Raw genomic sequence first — 16,052 nt, 5'->3', positions numbered from 1 at the left:
TTTATTCTCATTTTCGTGGAAGTGAGAAGGCAAATGTCGTTCCTTGTCCTATTTTACTTTGTACGGAGATATGACCGTGATGTGCGTCAATTATATTCTTTGCGATTGCGAGTCCTAATCCGGTGCCAGCTCTGCCTCTAGTCCTCGCTTTATCCGCCTTATAGAATCGTTCAAATACAAATGGCAGATCTTCTTCTGGAATACCAGATCCTGAATCAGAGACTTCTACTTTAATACCGAAATCATCATTCCTTACACTTAACCTAACTGATCCGCCTTCTCGGGTATGTCTAATTGCATTGTCAATTAGGTTTGTTAATACTTGTTCAATCCGATCGGGATCAAATAAGATGTTCGGAATATCATTCTCCAAATCAGCACTTAAATGTATCTCATTATCTCTGGCCAGCCCTTGAAACTTATGAACAATTCTATTCATAAATGCAGACAGATTCACCTCATCGAGTGTTAATTGAATATGCCCGGCTTCCATTCTCGCAAGATCTAAGAGCTCATTAACAAGTCTTCCCATCCTCAATGATTCATCATAGATTACTTTTGCCATCTCTTTCTTCTCTTCCTGAGATTCAGCTATGTCATCTACAATCGCTTCACTGTAGCCTTGTAACATAGAAATAGGAGTACGCAGCTCATGAGAAACGTTTGCAATAAAATCTTTTCTCATCTTTTCTAATACCCGTTCTTCAGTCATATCTCTTAGTACCGCAACAGCTCCCCGAATAAATCGGTTACTGTATAAAGGACTAACTAGAATGACCCAGTGACGGCCTTGAAGTGAAATTTCCCCCACTTGCTCTGTCTCTGTATCAACAGACTGTTGAAAAAGCTCCATCACTTGGGTGGGTATTTCTTCAGAAGGAGAAGCTGCTCCCCCTTTTTCATAGTACCAATACTGTAAAAAACGGTCAGCTGGCGGATTAGATATCAGGATTGTTCCATCCCGATTAAATGTTATTACTCCATCAGCCATACTGCTTAAGATGCTCGCCAGCTGTTCTTTTTCCTGACTCAAAGCATTCATATTAAACTTTAACTGCCTGCCCATCTGGTTAAAAGCTGTGGCAAGTTCCCCAATTTCATCATGGGTCAAAATCGGTACTTTCGTATCAAATTTTCCTCTTGCCACTTCGAAAGCAGCTTCCCTCATTTTTATTAAAGGTGCTGTAATTCTGCTGGATAAAAAGAAGGCAAAAATAGTTGTCAGAATAATTGCTACACCAGCAACAAGTAAAATAAAATTAGTTGTTGAGTGAGTAGTTTCTTGAATGACTTCCAAGGATTGATAGATAAATACCGCGCCATTTTGCTGTTGATCCATGTGCAGCGGTACACCAATTATTGAATATTTTGCAGTATCTTTCCCTGAATCAAGAGAGGAAAGCTTTGCTACTTTTTCAACTGTTATGTCCTCATCAAAGACCTTTGACATCTCGGCATCATTGCGTATATCTTCTAAAGATAATTTCACTGACTCTTCAGAGTTTGGAGAGAAATAGACCTCATGGCTATTTTTAATGATTACTACCTTTGTAAATTCATCAATAATTTCCCATGAGATTTCTAAACCTAATGGAAATTGCTCATCCGGATGACCTTCCAATACTTTGGCAATTTTCTCTGCCTGATGAGTCAACTCACTCTTGGTTTCCGTAATATTGTTGTTCTCAAAAAACTCCAGGAGCATTACAGTTAAGATGAAAAGAATAAAGGCAACCAAAAATATGATGGTTAACCAAAGCTTTCCAACTACACTACGAAGGAAGGTCATTCATTAACAACCTCAAATTTGTACCCAACTCCCCAAACTGTTACAATCATTCTTGCAGCCTGTTCAGAGACTTTATTAAGCTTTTCACGTAGCCGCTTGACATGGGTGTCAACTGTGCGTAAGTCTCCAAAAAACTCATAATGCCATACTTCTTTCAGTAATTGTTCACGGTCAAATACCTTGTCAGGTGATTTTGCAAGGAAATATAGTAATTCATATTCTTTTGGAGTTAAACTAACCTCTTTACCATCAGCCAAAACTCTATGTGCATCATTGTCGATTGTTAAATGCGGGAACACAATAACATCCTTGGTAGTTGTATCTGTCTGAAGATAGCTGGTTTGAGATGACCTTCTTAATAGAGCCTTTACCCGTAATACAACTTCTCTCGGACTAAATGGTTTTACGATATAATCATCAGTTCCCACTTCAAATCCTTGTACACGGTTTACCTCTTCACCTTTAGCTGTTAACATAATCACCGGAGTAGCCTTCTTTTCTCTTAATTCGCGGCAAACCTCTAACCCGTCTTTACCAGGCATCATTAAGTCTAAAAGAATCACATCATAATCATTTGCAATTGCCTTCGTTAACGCTTCATTACCATCCTCTGCTTCATCAATTGTATATTCCTCACGCTCTAAGTACATCTTTAATAAACGGCGAATTCTTTCCTCATCATCTACCACTAAAATCCTTACGTCTTTTTCCATTAATAATCCCCCCATGCTGTTATTTTACAAAATGTGATAATGATAATCTATAATTTAAAGTAATTGTCTTTACAAAAAGTGTCAAATTTTTGACAAACAGGGTTTTTTCTATATAAATATTAGCAAAATAGCCTTTACTTGGAAAAAGTAAAGACTATAGGTATAAAAAATATTATCCAGCGTAGGAATGAAGACCTGCAATAACCAGATTTACAGCAACCAAATTAAACATAATTATGACAAACCCAATAACTGCGAGCCAGGCTGATTTCTCACCATGCCATCCTTTTGATAGACGAAGGTGTAAGAAGGCCGCATAAAATAACCACGTTATTAACGCCCAAACTTCTTTTGGATCCCAGCCCCAGAATCTTGTCCAGGCAATTTGTGCCCAAATCATCGCAAAAATCAAAGCACCTAAGGTAAAAACAGGGAATCCAATTAATACAGACCTATAGCTTATTTCGTCTACAAAATCTAGATTGATATTTTTAACTAAAGGCTGCAATGCAGCGGAAATACGTTTTCTCAGTATTAATCTTATTAAACCATAAAGGATTAAACCGCCAATAAACGACCAAATAACTGAGTTCATTTTCTTAGCATTTATCAGCGCCGGCATTTCGACAAGCGGTTCAAATTTCCCGCTGGTTAAAAGCTCTCCTTCATGAGGACCCGTAATCGCCGGCATCGTATATTCAATTTTTGCCTCAAGGTCATTCTTATCAATCCAATTAAATTCTGCTTTATAATCCATTGCAGAGAATATACTAGAAACAAGGACAAATCCTAATGTAGTTACTAACCCAAACATTACAGTCTCCAGCCAAAAAGTTCTCTTTGTCGCTTTAGATTGATCGATTACCTTTACAAGATAAATTAATCCAGCAGCAAAGCTTATGGCTAAAATAGCTTCACCTAAAGCGGCAGTCGTAACATGAATATGCAGCCAATCACTTTGCAAAGCAGGTATTAAGGGCGAGATATCTCTCGGGAACATGCTTGCATAGGCAATAACAAGAATGGCAACAGGCATGGTAAACAACCCGAGCAGCGGTGTTCGATAAATAAAATAAATAACGATGAATGCACCTACAAGACACATTCCAAAAAAGGTTGTAAATTCAAATAAATTACTAACAGGAGCATGTCCTGCTGCAATCCATCTGGTAATAAAATATCCCACCTGAGAGACAAAACCTACAATGGTTAAAAAGACGGCAATTTTCCCCCACCGATTTGTACTTTTCTTTTCCTCTGTTCCTTTCTTAGCCTTAATGGCTCCGCCAAAGAAGAGGGTCGCTATTAAATAAAGAATAAATGCAATATATAATAAATTACTACTTAATGATACCAACTAAACACCCTCCTTATCATTTGTTTCCCTTTGAACTTGATCAATAGGAATAGTTAATTTCGTTTCCAAAAGAGTCGTTTCAATTTCTTTCTTTAATCCGTACCAATTTTTATTGGTATGTGCAGCAATCCAAATCTCGCCATTTTTGTTTTGCACCCAAATTCTGCGGTGATTCCAGTAAGCACCTTGGATTACACCAATCATAAACAGAATACCGCCCAGAACAATAATCCAAATCGTTAAATCTTTACGAACCGTTAAGGCAGTAACATTTTTCGTTTCAATTCCTTTGAAGGCCATTTTATATTGGTTATCCCCTAACGGCTCAATCGTTTGCTGTATCGCAACAAAGCTCGTTTCTCCCTTTGGAACTTCAGGTGATATCATTTTGAATACAAAAGCAGGATTATTTGGAATCCTTGACTTTGTTGTCGGCTCACCGCTTTCAGAAAACTCAAAGTCCGGGAAAAAACTTAAAACTTCAACAGCATATCCATTACCAAGGTCATATCTTGGCTTAGGGTCATAAAGATTTACTTTTATGTCTCCGAATGTCTTGGCAGTTTCTTTGTCAGTTAAAGAGAAGGACATTGTATTTAATTCATCAAGCTTGTAATCTACTTGATATAAAGCAAACCTTTCAAATTTTAAAGGCTGATTCACGCGAATTTTGTGTTCTTTCACTTTTTCTAATTCAGGTTGTTCCCCTGCTATTGCCGGCCCGACTCGTTTATAAAGGACTGCATTTGTTTGATAATTCTTAACAACCATTCCGGCACGATCAATTGCTGCTTCAAAGGTTTTTTCTTTTTCCTTATCATAATTTTCGAGAATAAACTTCTCGTTTTTAACGTAATATTGTCCATCGGTTTCAGGGACAACCTTTGTTTCTCCTTCACGCAGCCATAAGACGCTATCGATATACATCCCGGGAACAAACCGCAGCATGCCTCCGATTAAGAAGATAATTAAGCCCACATGGTTTACATACGGACCCCAGCGAGAAAAACGATTTTTTTCAGCGAGTATATCACCATTTTCTTCCCGAACATGATAGCGTTTAGCCTTTAATCGCTCTCTAACGATTGTTAAATCATCTTGGTCTCCGTTCACACTTATACCAAACAGGCGCTGGCGTTTCAGAAACCCTTCATGTCTAGTAACTCTTTGAGCCTTCAACGCTTTGTATAGCGGGACAACCCTATCAAGGCTGCAAATAACCAGGGAAATTCCTATCATCGCAATTAATATTAAATACCACCATGAACTATACAAATTGTTTAAGTCTAGTTCATAATATAATTTTCCAAACCAGCCATATTGGTCCTCGTAATATTCTTCTGCTGGCATGGTAGGAGGTATGTACATTTCCTGTGGAAGAATCGTCCCAGCTGCAGAAGCAACCAGTGTGATGACGATAAGCCATACACCTACTTTGACGGATGAAAAGAAGTTCCATATTTTATCAACTATGGTTTTATTATATGTTTGTGAGCGGCGGGCACTGCCTTCATAGCGCATATCCAGCAGTGGTTGATTTTTTGATTGTTCATCCAGAACTTTCCCGCATGCTTCACACAATACGGTACCATGTGGATTTACATGTCCGCATTCACATTTAACATCTTTCATTGCAAAAAACTCCCTACAACCCCTTAAGGTTTTATTTTCTCCATATACTCCCTGACAGTGCTTTCTAACAACTGTCCCGTGTGATATTTTACTACTTTTCCGTTCTTGTCAATTAAAAAAGTTGCTGGAAGAGTTCCAATATTATAGGCTGTCTGAACCTGCCCATCTTTATCAATGACGATTGGGAAATCAAGCTTATGGCGGTCTGCAAATTGATTGACAGCCAAATCTGACTCACTTATATTTACCGCAAGAACCTGAACCCCTTGTTCTTTATAATGATTGTATTGATTATTAATATAAGGAAATTCCCTTTCACACGGCTTACACCATGTTCCCCAAAAATTCAAGAATACTCCCTGCCCTTTATAATCTGACAGTTGATGTTTTTTACCATCCATATCAACTAGTACAAAATCAGGGGCCTCTTCGCCAACAGCTACTTTTTGTATATCATCTTTTGTTAAATTGGCATAAAGCGTGTAAACAACGGCTGCACCAAGAACAAGCAAAATTAAGGTCCTCATCAGCAATCGCCGTTTTTTCATATTTCTCCCTCCCTGAGCGTCACAAAATTCGAGACACAGTGTCTAGATTATATCATTTTCCACTATGTCTATAGTAAATTCTTCCCGCAACATTTGTGACATCTTTATGAATTTTTTTTTGTAGACTCCAAAGATAATCCTCTTAACAACTTCACTTCATGATGTGTCAATTCTCTAGCATCCCCTGCAGACAACCCATGCAGTGTTAAAAATCCATAGCGTTCCCGTTTTAATTTTAAAACTTCATGTCCGATTGCCTCAAACATTCTGCGAACCTGGCGATTTCGGCCTTCGTGAATAATGATTTCTATGATAGAAGATTGTTTTTGTTTATCCATTGAAAGTATTTTGACTTTTGCCGGTGCCGTTTTTCCATCTTCAAGGTGAATTCCTCTTTCTAACTTTCTAAGATTCTCTTTTGATGGAATACCCTTTGTTTTAACTACATATGCTTTTTCAATCTCATTACGCGGGTGCATAAGTAAATTTGCAAACTCTCCGTCATTTGTTAGCAGCAATAATCCTGAAGTATCATAATCGAGACGTCCGACTGGAAATATTCTTTCTTGTTGATATGGAAAGAAATCTGTTACCACCTTACGGCCTTTATCATCACTGACACTAGATATTACACCGCGTGGTTTATATAAGAGAAAATAAACAGGTGCCTCCTTCTCAATCTGAACTCCATTGACTTCAACTCTGTCAGATTGTGTAACCTTCACACCCAACTCTGTCACTACTTTCCCATTTACCTTTACTTTTCCTTCTTTTATTAATTCTTCAGATTTTCTTCTTGAAGCTATACCTGCTCGTGCAATTACCTTTTGTAATCTTTCCAATATGATCCACCTCAGCTGTTTACCTTTATTTTGATACTGCGTGCTTTGCACAACAGTGTATTAGGAAACAAATTTGTTATTCTTCCCTAATGAATTATGACACAAAATTGCCCTTTTTCAAAGTAACGGCTTTTATCACGGAGGAAATACAAAAAAGCAGGTTCCTACTAAAGCTTTACACTCTAAGGAACCTGCTTATATTTTATATCCCTCTTGCCAGCTATCAAATTAATTTGCACCGAAAACCAATACCACTACAACTATAGCAGCGATAATACCCACTACATCTGCCAATAGCCCTACTTTAAGAGCATCACCCATTTTTTTGATTCCAACCGCTCCAAAATAAACGGTCAACACATAAAATGTCGTATCTGTACTACCCTGCAGAACAGAAGCAAGTCTTCCAATAAAAGAATCCGGACCATAAACAGCAATAAGATCACTTGTCATACCAAGTGCAGCCGTTCCCGATATTGGCCTGATTAAGATGAGTGGAACTATTTCTGCGGGGACCCCGATTGCTTCCATTGCTGGTCTAATCCAATTCATCAATGCTTCCAGCGCACCTGAGGCACGAAAAACAGTAATCGCTACAAGCATTCCTACAAGGAATGGAATAATAGAAACTGCTATCTTGATTCCTTCTTTCCCTCCTTCAACAAAGCTTTCATAGGTAGGAACTTGTTTTATGGTTCCATAAAGGAGGATAAAGCCTATTAAGGCAGGGATAAAACCTAGTGAAATAATAGAAAGAAATTCCATGCGGCATTCATCCTTTGCGACTTCGTCGATTATAAAAATAGCGATCGATCATAACTGCTCCGAGCATTGAGATAATGGTGGCAATTAAAGTTGGTACTACAATTTCAGTTGGGGAGGCAGAATTGTAGTTCATTCTGATTGCAATAACGGTTGTTGGAATGATCGTAATGCTTGCAGTATTAATTGCTAAGAACGTGACCATGGACCTGCTGGCTGAATTCTTGCCGCCATTTAAACGTTTTAATTCCTCCATGGCTTTGATTCCGAGCGGTGTAGCAGCATTCCCTAAACCAAACATATTCGCAATCATATTAGACAATATATATCCCATTGCAGGATGATTAGATGGCACATCAGGAAATACTCTTTTAACGAATGGGCGAAATAATTTAGATAATAAATCTAGTAATCCTGATTCTTGTGCAATCCGCATCATCCCTAACCAAAATACAAGAATGCTGATTAACCCAATACATAATGTCACAGCTTCTTTTGCCCCATCAAATATCGCCTTATTTACTTCTTCCATTGTTCCATTTATCATGGCAAACACGAAACCCACAATTGTCATAAATACCCAAATATAGTTAACCATTAATTCTCACGCCAATTACTGATAGAAATATATCTTTCAAGGAATCAAATAAACTCTTTTTCTTTTCAGAACCACCTTTATAATAAATAGGTGTTTCTCGTACCATTTTACCATCAAGGAAAACCTGTGCCTTTCCGACAGCTTCCCCGTTATGATCCAATTCCTCCCAATCTTCACCCGGCTTATTTAATTTATATTTAATTGAGAACATGTCCATTTCCTCATCTTTCACTGGGTAAACAATAGACTTGTTGACATAAAGGTGGTTATGATAGTACTTATTTGATTTAATATCTATTTTTCCCTTTGATAAAACTTCTACCATATCGTAGGTTTTAAAACTAGTTTCATACATTGCTATATGATCATTCCAATCATCTGAAGCGTTTAAGGTAACAGCTATTAAACTCATATCCCCTTTAGTTGCCGTTGTGACCAATGTTCTTTTCGCACGCTTTGTATATCCCGTTTTACCGCCAGTCGTATATTTGTACTTTGTTAGTAAGCGGTTTTTATTCTTCCACTGACGATCCCAATCTTCTGTAGGATTGGGTGCTTTATAATTCTTTGTCCCAGCTATTTTTTGATAGGTTTTGTTTTGCATTGCATAGCGAGTCAATAGTGCCATATCATATGCAGTGGAATAGTGATCTTCATGGTCATCCAGGCCATGCGGGTTCGAGAAGTGAGTATTCAACATACCTATTTCTCCAGCTTTTTGGTTCATCAAATACACAAATCCCTCTAAACTTCCGCCGACATGTTCAGCAATTGCAACCGCCGTGTCATTTCCAGACCTAAGCATTAGACCATATACTAGATGCTCAAGCTTAATCTTTTCTCCTGGCTTTAAGTACACGGACGACCCCTCTGCCCGGGTAGCTTGTTCACTTACTTTCACTATTTCATTCATTTTTCCCGATTCGATTGCAAGAATCGCTGTCATAATTTTCGTAATACTAGCGATTCTCCTTTTTGTGTGGGCATCTTTCTCAAATAGGACACGCCCTGATTCTTGTTCCATTAAAACTGCACCTCGTGCACTTACGGAAACGGAAGCATCCACCTTTTGAGGAATGTTTGCAATGAATAGTGAGACCATGAGGGCAAAAATGACTAGCTTCCAAATCATTCTCATCAGTTTACCTCGTCCCCTTCTTTAACATATCTAGCTTCAGGCTGCCCTGAATAAGGGCGCATCAGCTTTCTTAAAACTAACTTTCTAAAATTTTATGCGGGACAAGGCTTGTTATGACTATTTGTCTTAAAAATAGAAAATGGCAATCGACTATTTGCCGATTGCCTTAAAGATTTAGAATGCTGGCCACTTAATCTCAGAGGCTTTATCAAACCTCATTTCAACGTCATTCCAATTCACTATGTTCCACCAATTGTCAACATAACCCGCACGGTTATTCTTGTATTGCAGATAATAAGCATGTTCCCAAACATCAAGAACTAGCAGGGGAATCGTATCCCATTGTGTTAGCAGCATATGTCTTTCTGACTGAAGGATCTCGAGATGTCTTGCCCGTGGTGACCATACAAGAATGGCCCACCCTACACCTTCAACCTGTTTAGCAGCTTCAGAGAATTGTTTTTTAAATTTATCGAAACTGCCAAAATAATTTTCAATTTCTCCTTTAAGCAGTCCTTGTGGGCTTCCCCCGCCTTTTGGTATCATGTTCTTCCAGAATATCGTGTGGAGATAATGTCCTGAGCCATGAAATGCTAATTCTCTTGACCAATGTTTGATTAAGGAAAAATCATTGTTACCTCTAGCTTTCTTTAAATTCAGTTCAGCTTTGTTTAAACCGTCTACATAAGATCGATGATGCTTATCATGGTGCAGCCTCATAATTTCTTCAGATATATAGGGTTCGAGGGCATTGTAGGCATAGGGGAGATCTGGCAGTTTATGACCTCCCGCCGGTACAGCCTTTTTCTCTACCCAGATACTCCCTGTTCCTTGTTTACGAGAAAAATAACTTTCCAATTGTTCATGAATTTCTTCTGCTTTTGCCTGCAGACTAAGCATTTCATTATCAGATAATGATTGCCCTGTGTTTTCAATTAATTCGGTGAAATGTTCAAGCTGCTCCCATAACTCTAAATGATCATTCACCTCTTCTTTTTCTAGGAATCGTTTCATTTCTTCATTCCATTCAAATAGTTCATGAACATACTGACTAAATCGATTCATTTTATCCCACCCTTTTATTTCGAATCTACCTAAAAGGTATGAAAATTATCTGGGAATATGAACATTAATGTAATTGATAAGAACCGTAAGTATAGAAAAAACTGCCCATTAATGGACAGTTAAAGGATCATCAATTATTTAGATTGAATCATTTTTGTACGGTAATCTGTTTCATAGTATTCAAGCTCTTCTCGAACTCTTTGAAATTCTCCCTCAAGTCCTTTCACTAATTCTTGTACACTTTCAGGAACGTTCTTATAAAATTTTATTGAGTTTCTTCCTGTGTAAGCAGAGCGGCTATCCTCAAACCAAGCATCATTTTTAGGAGAGAAAAACTCCTCAATACACTGATGAAAAATCCGATAAAGAGTTTTTTCTGCAGTAGGTTTTTGGAACGGCTCACTTAGCAAAATAACTGAGCAAGCATCCAAGCCTTCTTCACAGTAAACAAGCAATTTCCTCAAATTTGAAAGAACTAATTTATAATAATCACAATCACCGGGCAATTGCTGATTCATCTGCGAAATGGTTGTTTCATTTAAATAACCTTCTAAAGTACTAATTGTAGAAGTTAAAAAACCTCCTACATCTTTAAGCTGCGATTTAACTAATGAATTTCCCATTCAAACACCCCTTTGAATTGTTTATTAACCAACTATCGCGGCTGCTTAATGTAATCGAGAGGAGAACGCAGCTCAAACCTTTTTGTTTGCTTTACAGCAAGTACTATTTCAGGCAATTTCTCAAAGTCAATATCCTGAAAATATGAAGCAAATTCCTGTTTAGAATTAATGTATAAGCGTTTACGTTTTTTCAATCCCGGATTTTTGATTAAACACACTAAGGCAACAATGTCTTTAAAAGTTACTTCGATGTTATCTTTTGTGAAAATTGGGTTTTGTTGATAAGGAGTGAATTCTGGAAAGAATTCCTCAAAGTATCTAACATACAATACATGGAGGGTCTTTTCCTCCGAGTCATCCATAAATGTAACCTCACTCCTATTAAAGAAGTCTTCTGAAGTATTGGATTTTTCCTTTTCCAATTCGTATCCGATGCATTCTTTAATTAACAATTAAATCCATCCCCTTTGGTCATTAACAATAAGTTGATCTACGGAAGTTCTTTGAAATCGTATCTCCATTTTATCACATCTAAAATAAATTGTTTTACTTTTAAGAATTAATGCTCTCTTGAAACTTTTCAAAGAACAGGTCTGCTTCCTCTTGAACAAATTCTTCTTCGACTCGTTCGGGGAGCTTGGGTAATTCCTCAATGTTTTTTAATCCGAAATAATCAAGAAATTCTTTGGTGGTTCCATATAAGTAAGCTCTTCCTGTTCCCTCCGCTCTTCCAACTTCCTTGATGAGTGCTTTTGTCATTAGGGTATGCAGCGGCCTTTCTGTTTTTACTCCGCGTATTTCTTCAATTTCAGCACGAGTAATTGGCTGTTTATAAGCAACTATTGCCAATGTCTCTAAAGCAGCTTGCGAAAGGGCAGCTGTATTAGGTGAGTCAACGAGCCTTTTTAAATACGTTGCATTTTCCTTTTTTGTCGCGAGCTGATACGTACCCGCAAGCTGAACAATCATAATTCCGCGGCTTGGATCTTTTTCGTATACCTGTTTTAACTCTTCTACTAATTCAAAAGCCTTTAGTTCCTCTACATCCAGAACCTCAGCTACATGCTTTAATGTTAGTCCCTCATCACCTGCAGCAAATAAAAGACTTTCTAAAATACTATGCCAATTAATGATCTCCAAGCCCTTTACGCTCCTTCCTGTATTGCATGAACAAAGATATCACCAAAGTTTTCATTTTGTTCTACGTCAATTTCTTTTCTTTTGATTAACTCTAACACCGCCAAAAACGTCACAACAATATGTTCCTTTGCAGGAAAGGGAAATAAATCATTGAAGTTTGTCCGGCCTTTTAAATGTTTTAACTCACTCATAATTTCTGTCATTCTCGTTTCGATGGATATTTCTTGTCTCGCGATTTTCGTGGCCATTGGGCGCTGCAGTTTTTTCCTTCTCAACAGCTTCTGAAAAGCAGCCAGCATGTCATATAGGGTTATATTCATTTCTACTTTTTCTGGCTGCTTTTCCTTTGCAAGCTCCGAAAGGTCGCTTGGAGGTTTTGTATACATAAGTCCTCGTTCCTCCTCCAATGACTTTAAATCAAGCGCAGCTTCTTTGTATTTACGATATTCAATTAACCTCTCAACAAGCTCATCTCTTGGGTCTTCTTCATAAGCGATACTAGAGTCGAAATCATCCAATGTCTCTTCATGCTTTGGTAAAAGCAACTTGCTTTTAATTGCTAAAAGGGTAGCTGCCATCACTAAGAACTCACTGGCAATATCTAGTTTTAGTTCGGTCATCGTTTTTATATAGATTAAGTATTGCTCGGTTATTTGGGCAACAGGAATGTCGTATATATCAATTTCTAATCGGTTAATTAGATGCAGGAGTAAATCCAGTGGACCTTCAAATGCATCAATTTTTACATTATAGTGTATCATCTTTCACCAAAATCCTTGAAGTAATTATCATCATATCTCATGACTCTTATTAGTATAGAGGATTCAAATAGGTTATCCAATAGAAAATTCATTACCATTGTAAATTGAAATTGGGATACTGCCCTATAACACTGGACAAACACCCTACATATGATGAGAATGAAAAGACTAACAAAACATTATAGGAGGTATTTGAAAATGGCTGATGGTTACGGTTTTGGAGGCGGCTTCGCTTTAATCGTGGTTCTATTCATTTTATTAATTATTGTTGGTGCTTCCTGGTTTTAATTAGAAACGAAACGCCAAAGAAAGCCCGCCTTTTGGGGCGGGCTTTTTCTTTTGCCATTTATCTGAAGAAATGCTCAATATATGCTACACTGTACATAAATTAACTTTTTAGGGGTGATTCTTTGTACCCGAAGGAATATATTCAATTTTTAGTTCATTTCAATGGTACTCGCGATTACTTTGAATGTCACGAAATACTAGAAGAGTATTGGAAGGAATCGAATGATTATCAAAAGGATTCCATTTGGGTAGGCCTCATCCTATTATCAGTGTCTAGGTACCATCATCGCAGAGAAAACTTTAGTGGTGCACAAAGAACGTTGAAAAAAGCAATTAACATCTTATCTATGCATGCAAATAGGATAACTGCACTCGGTTTAGATGTTCAGGTCTTAATCCCATCACTCTCACACCTTCTAAAGAATGTCGAAAATATGGAAGGCTATCAAAGCATCAATCTTCCTGTAATCGAGCCTATTCTGTTACAAGCATGTATGGAAAGATGTGAAAGTTTAGGTTGTACATGGGGAAAGGGAAGTAACTTAGAGGACAAATCAATTGTACATAGGCATAAATTACGTGATAGGACCGTGGTTATTGAGGAACGTATGAAAGCACTAAGGAATAGAAAAGGCAACGAATGATTAGTTTCGTTGCCTTTCAATGCTTTGGTCAGCAAACATCACATTTCTCCACAAATGGTGCTGTGTTGTTGTTTGCAGTTATTTGCTTCTCAGGATACATATCCTTGAGTGCTTTAACCATTCTTTTTCCAACCCCTTGATGACGATGAGAGGGATTAACAGAAATATGTTGAATCATTAACTCTAAATTATCGTTCATTTGAACCCCAATAAGACCGATAATATCTTCTTCCTTCCAAAGAAAGAGCTGCAGTTTCTCTTCCGTTTCATACTCCTTAATGGTCAATTGGAGTTTCTTTAAGTCCTTTTCAGTGGGCATAAAGGACAACAAGCCCATGGCTATCTTTTCAAATGTTTTCTTATAACGAATTAACATAATAGCTCCCTCATTATATTAAATAACCCAGTGGGATAATATATTTTTTCCTACAAATTCATAAATAAACAGTTTTCTCTATAATATGTAGTCAAATTTGTAAAGTGTTTCATTATTGTCAATCATACATAATTAATGTTTATCTATCAATCATATTATCATTATTTTGGTACAATAAAAACCCAATAGATAATTCCCCAGGCAAGTGCTAGTCCGATAAGGATACCAAACACAGTCCAATTACTTTTTTTCATAAAAAATCCTCCAAATACAATTTGAAGATAGCGTACATGTTGTCATTCTACACTATATACAAAAAATAATCCATTTAATCATTACAAGCAGAAGGTCCCTTGCGAAAGAGACGAAGCTCCGATTTGAAAAATAAATAAACTGCCGCTTTCTTAGCGGCAGTCTATTTATTTTAGCGGCAAATCTAACCGAAGAAGATCTTCGTACGTTTCTCTTTTAACCACAAGTGTTGCCTTCCCATTTTCAACAAATACCACTGCTGGACGTGGAATTCGATTGTAATTATTTGCCATTGAGTATCCGTAAGCACCTGTACAAAAAACTGCAAGAAGGTCATCTTCTTCCGTTTCCGGAAGTGGCAGATCCCAAATCAGCATATCACCCGATTCACAGCATTTACCAGCAATAGAAACCTTGTTTGTGTTTTCCGCTAACGGCCTATTCGCAAGTACCGCTTCGTACTTTGCCTGATAAAGAGCAGGCCTAATATTGTCACTCATCCCGCCGTCTACAGCTAAATATTTTCTCACTCCAGGTACTTCTTTAGATGACCCAATTCGATATAGTGTTGTCCCTGCATCACCAACTAGTGACCTTCCAGGTTCTATCCAAATTTCCGGCATGGTCATTGAGTTTTCCTGAATTAGTCTATTGACTTCTTTAATAATTTCACTAACATATTGTGAAGGCTGCAGCGGTTCATCTTCACTTGTATAGCGAATACCAAAGCCTCCGCCTAGGTTAAGTACTTTTGCCTCAAAGTTAAGCGTATTTCTCCATTGATTCATTTTACTAACAATTTTTTCAGCAGCGAGCAAGAACCCGGTTGTCTCAAAAATTTGTGATCCAATATGACAATGTAAACCCAACACATCAAAATGCTTACAACGAAGTGCGGAAACTAAAGCTTGCTCCGCTTGTCCATTTTGCAGATCAAAACCAAATTTCGAGTCTTCCTGACCTGTTAAAATATAATCATGTGTATGGGCTTCGATGCCTGGAGTTACTCGCAATAGGATACATATTATTTCATCTTTCTCCTGGCAGATTGTTTTTAAAAGATCTAACTCATAGAAATTATCAACCACAATACAGCCAATTTTGTTATCTAGCGCCATTTCGAGTTCTTCTCTGCTTTTATTATTACCATGAAAATGAATTCTTTCAGCTGGAAAACCAGCAGCAATAGCAGTATATAATTCTCCTCCTGAAACCACATCAAGAGATAATCCTTCTTCCTCTGCAAGCTGGAGCATGGCAATAGTTGAAAAGGCCTTACTGGCATATGCAACCTGTGCTTTTATGTTTTGTTCTTCAAAGGTCTTCTTAAATCCTCTTGCTCTTTCCCTCATTAATGATACGTCGTAAACATAGAGAGGCGTTCCAAATTGCTCGGTCAACTCTACTGCATCTACTCCGCCTATTTCCAAATTCCCCTTGCCATTTACGCCCGTTGTCCCGTAAAAATACATTTCCTTCCCTCTCTCCGTAAAGACTCTTTATTAGTATATGGTACGTGCTTAA

General features: G+C 37.6%; 18 protein-coding genes. 2 read left to right on the top strand and 16 right to left on the bottom strand.

What is annotated here, in order from left to right; all coding sequences use genetic code 11:
* Positions 1-7 precede the first annotated feature (7 nt).
* The 14 genes from SFC47_RS11305 to SFC47_RS11240 form a co-directional block, all read right to left on the bottom strand.
* On the bottom strand, positions 8-1,789 hold the full coding sequence (locus SFC47_RS11305) for an ATP-binding protein (protein WP_411254375.1): 1,782 nt from the start codon (positions 1,787-1,789) through the stop codon (positions 8-10).
* The gene (locus SFC47_RS11300; protein ID WP_411254374.1) at positions 1,786-2,502 is read right to left on the bottom strand and encodes a response regulator transcription factor; all 717 of its coding nucleotides are present in this window, start codon (positions 2,500-2,502) and stop codon (positions 1,786-1,788) included. The genes SFC47_RS11305 and SFC47_RS11300 overlap by 4 nt, the downstream gene beginning before the upstream one ends.
* 172 nt (positions 2,503-2,674) lie before the next feature.
* Complete coding sequence (gene ccsB, locus SFC47_RS11295) at positions 2,675-3,859, bottom strand: c-type cytochrome biogenesis protein CcsB (RefSeq protein ID WP_411254373.1); 1,185 nt, start codon at positions 3,857-3,859, stop codon at positions 2,675-2,677.
* Positions 3,860-5,491, bottom strand: a complete 1,632-nt coding sequence (resB, locus tag SFC47_RS11290; protein WP_411254372.1) for a cytochrome c biogenesis protein ResB — start codon at positions 5,489-5,491, stop codon at positions 3,860-3,862.
* Positions 5,492-5,514: 23 nt separating this feature from the next.
* Complete coding sequence (resA, locus tag SFC47_RS11285; RefSeq protein ID WP_411254371.1) at positions 5,515-6,039, bottom strand: thiol-disulfide oxidoreductase ResA; 525 nt, start codon at positions 6,037-6,039, stop codon at positions 5,515-5,517.
* Positions 6,040-6,143: 104 nt separating this feature from the next.
* Entirely contained in the window at positions 6,144-6,881 is a 738-nt protein-coding gene (gene rluB, locus SFC47_RS11280; protein ID WP_411254370.1) for a 23S rRNA pseudouridine(2605) synthase RluB, read from the bottom strand.
* A gap of 228 nt (positions 6,882-7,109) precedes the next feature.
* The gene (locus tag SFC47_RS11275; protein ID WP_411254369.1) at positions 7,110-7,646 is read right to left on the bottom strand and encodes a spore maturation protein; all 537 of its coding nucleotides are present in this window, start codon (positions 7,644-7,646) and stop codon (positions 7,110-7,112) included.
* A 7-nt stretch (positions 7,647-7,653) separates the two neighbouring features.
* Positions 7,654-8,241 carry a nucleoside recognition domain-containing protein gene (locus SFC47_RS11270; RefSeq protein WP_411254368.1) on the bottom strand — a complete coding sequence of 196 codons (588 nt, stop codon included), beginning with the start codon at positions 8,239-8,241 and terminating at the stop codon, positions 7,654-7,656.
* On the bottom strand, positions 8,234-9,379 hold the full coding sequence (locus SFC47_RS11265) for a D-alanyl-D-alanine carboxypeptidase family protein (RefSeq protein WP_411254367.1): 1,146 nt from the start codon (positions 9,377-9,379) through the stop codon (positions 8,234-8,236). Before SFC47_RS11265 ends, SFC47_RS11270 begins: the two co-directional genes overlap by 8 nt.
* A 174-nt stretch (positions 9,380-9,553) precedes the next feature.
* Positions 9,554-10,444, bottom strand: a complete 891-nt coding sequence (locus SFC47_RS11260) for a superoxide dismutase (RefSeq protein WP_411254366.1) — start codon at positions 10,442-10,444, stop codon at positions 9,554-9,556.
* 134 nt (positions 10,445-10,578) lie between these two features.
* Positions 10,579-11,067: a YpuI family protein gene (locus SFC47_RS11255; protein WP_411254365.1), complete on the bottom strand. Its 489-nt coding sequence runs from the start codon at positions 11,065-11,067 to the stop codon at positions 10,579-10,581.
* 32 nt (positions 11,068-11,099) lie between these two features.
* Positions 11,100-11,519, bottom strand: a complete 420-nt coding sequence (locus tag SFC47_RS11250) for a hypothetical protein (RefSeq protein WP_411254364.1) — start codon at positions 11,517-11,519, stop codon at positions 11,100-11,102.
* 100 nt (positions 11,520-11,619) lie between these two features.
* On the bottom strand, positions 11,620-12,207 hold the full coding sequence (gene scpB / locus SFC47_RS11245) for an SMC-Scp complex subunit ScpB (RefSeq protein ID WP_411254363.1): 588 nt from the start codon (positions 12,205-12,207) through the stop codon (positions 11,620-11,622).
* Between the two features lie 5 nt (positions 12,208-12,212).
* Positions 12,213-12,968, bottom strand: coding sequence for a segregation/condensation protein A (locus SFC47_RS11240; protein WP_411254362.1), 756 nt, complete (start codon positions 12,966-12,968; stop codon positions 12,213-12,215).
* A 198-nt stretch (positions 12,969-13,166) separates the two neighbouring features.
* Here SFC47_RS11240 and SFC47_RS11235 point away from each other — a divergent pair, with 198 nt between their 5' ends.
* Both SFC47_RS11235 and SFC47_RS11230 read left to right on the top strand, forming a co-directional pair.
* A complete protein-coding gene (locus tag SFC47_RS11235; RefSeq protein ID WP_179596512.1) occupies positions 13,167-13,256 on the top strand; it encodes a YjcZ family sporulation protein in 90 nt (29 codons plus the stop codon).
* 122 nt (positions 13,257-13,378) lie between these two features.
* The gene (locus tag SFC47_RS11230) at positions 13,379-13,900 is read left to right on the top strand and encodes a DUF309 domain-containing protein (RefSeq protein ID WP_411254361.1); all 522 of its coding nucleotides are present in this window, start codon (positions 13,379-13,381) and stop codon (positions 13,898-13,900) included.
* 28 nt (positions 13,901-13,928) lie between these two features.
* Here SFC47_RS11230 and SFC47_RS11225 read toward each other — a convergent pair whose 3' ends face one another.
* Entirely contained in the window at positions 13,929-14,276 is a 348-nt protein-coding gene (locus SFC47_RS11225; RefSeq protein WP_411254360.1) for a GNAT family N-acetyltransferase, read from the bottom strand.
* A gap of 419 nt (positions 14,277-14,695) precedes the next feature.
* Positions 14,696-16,000 carry a diaminopimelate decarboxylase gene (gene lysA / locus SFC47_RS11220; protein ID WP_411254359.1) on the bottom strand — a complete coding sequence of 435 codons (1,305 nt, stop codon included), beginning with the start codon at positions 15,998-16,000 and terminating at the stop codon, positions 14,696-14,698.
* Between the last annotated feature and the right edge of the window lie 52 nt (positions 16,001-16,052).

The sequence above is a fragment of the Neobacillus niacini genome (assembly GCF_046591715.1).
Classification (GTDB): domain Bacteria; phylum Bacillota; class Bacilli; order Bacillales; family Cytobacillaceae; genus Neobacillus; species Neobacillus niacini_L.
Note: the sequence above shows the minus strand (reverse complement) of the source record. Positions and strands in the feature narration are given on the sequence as shown.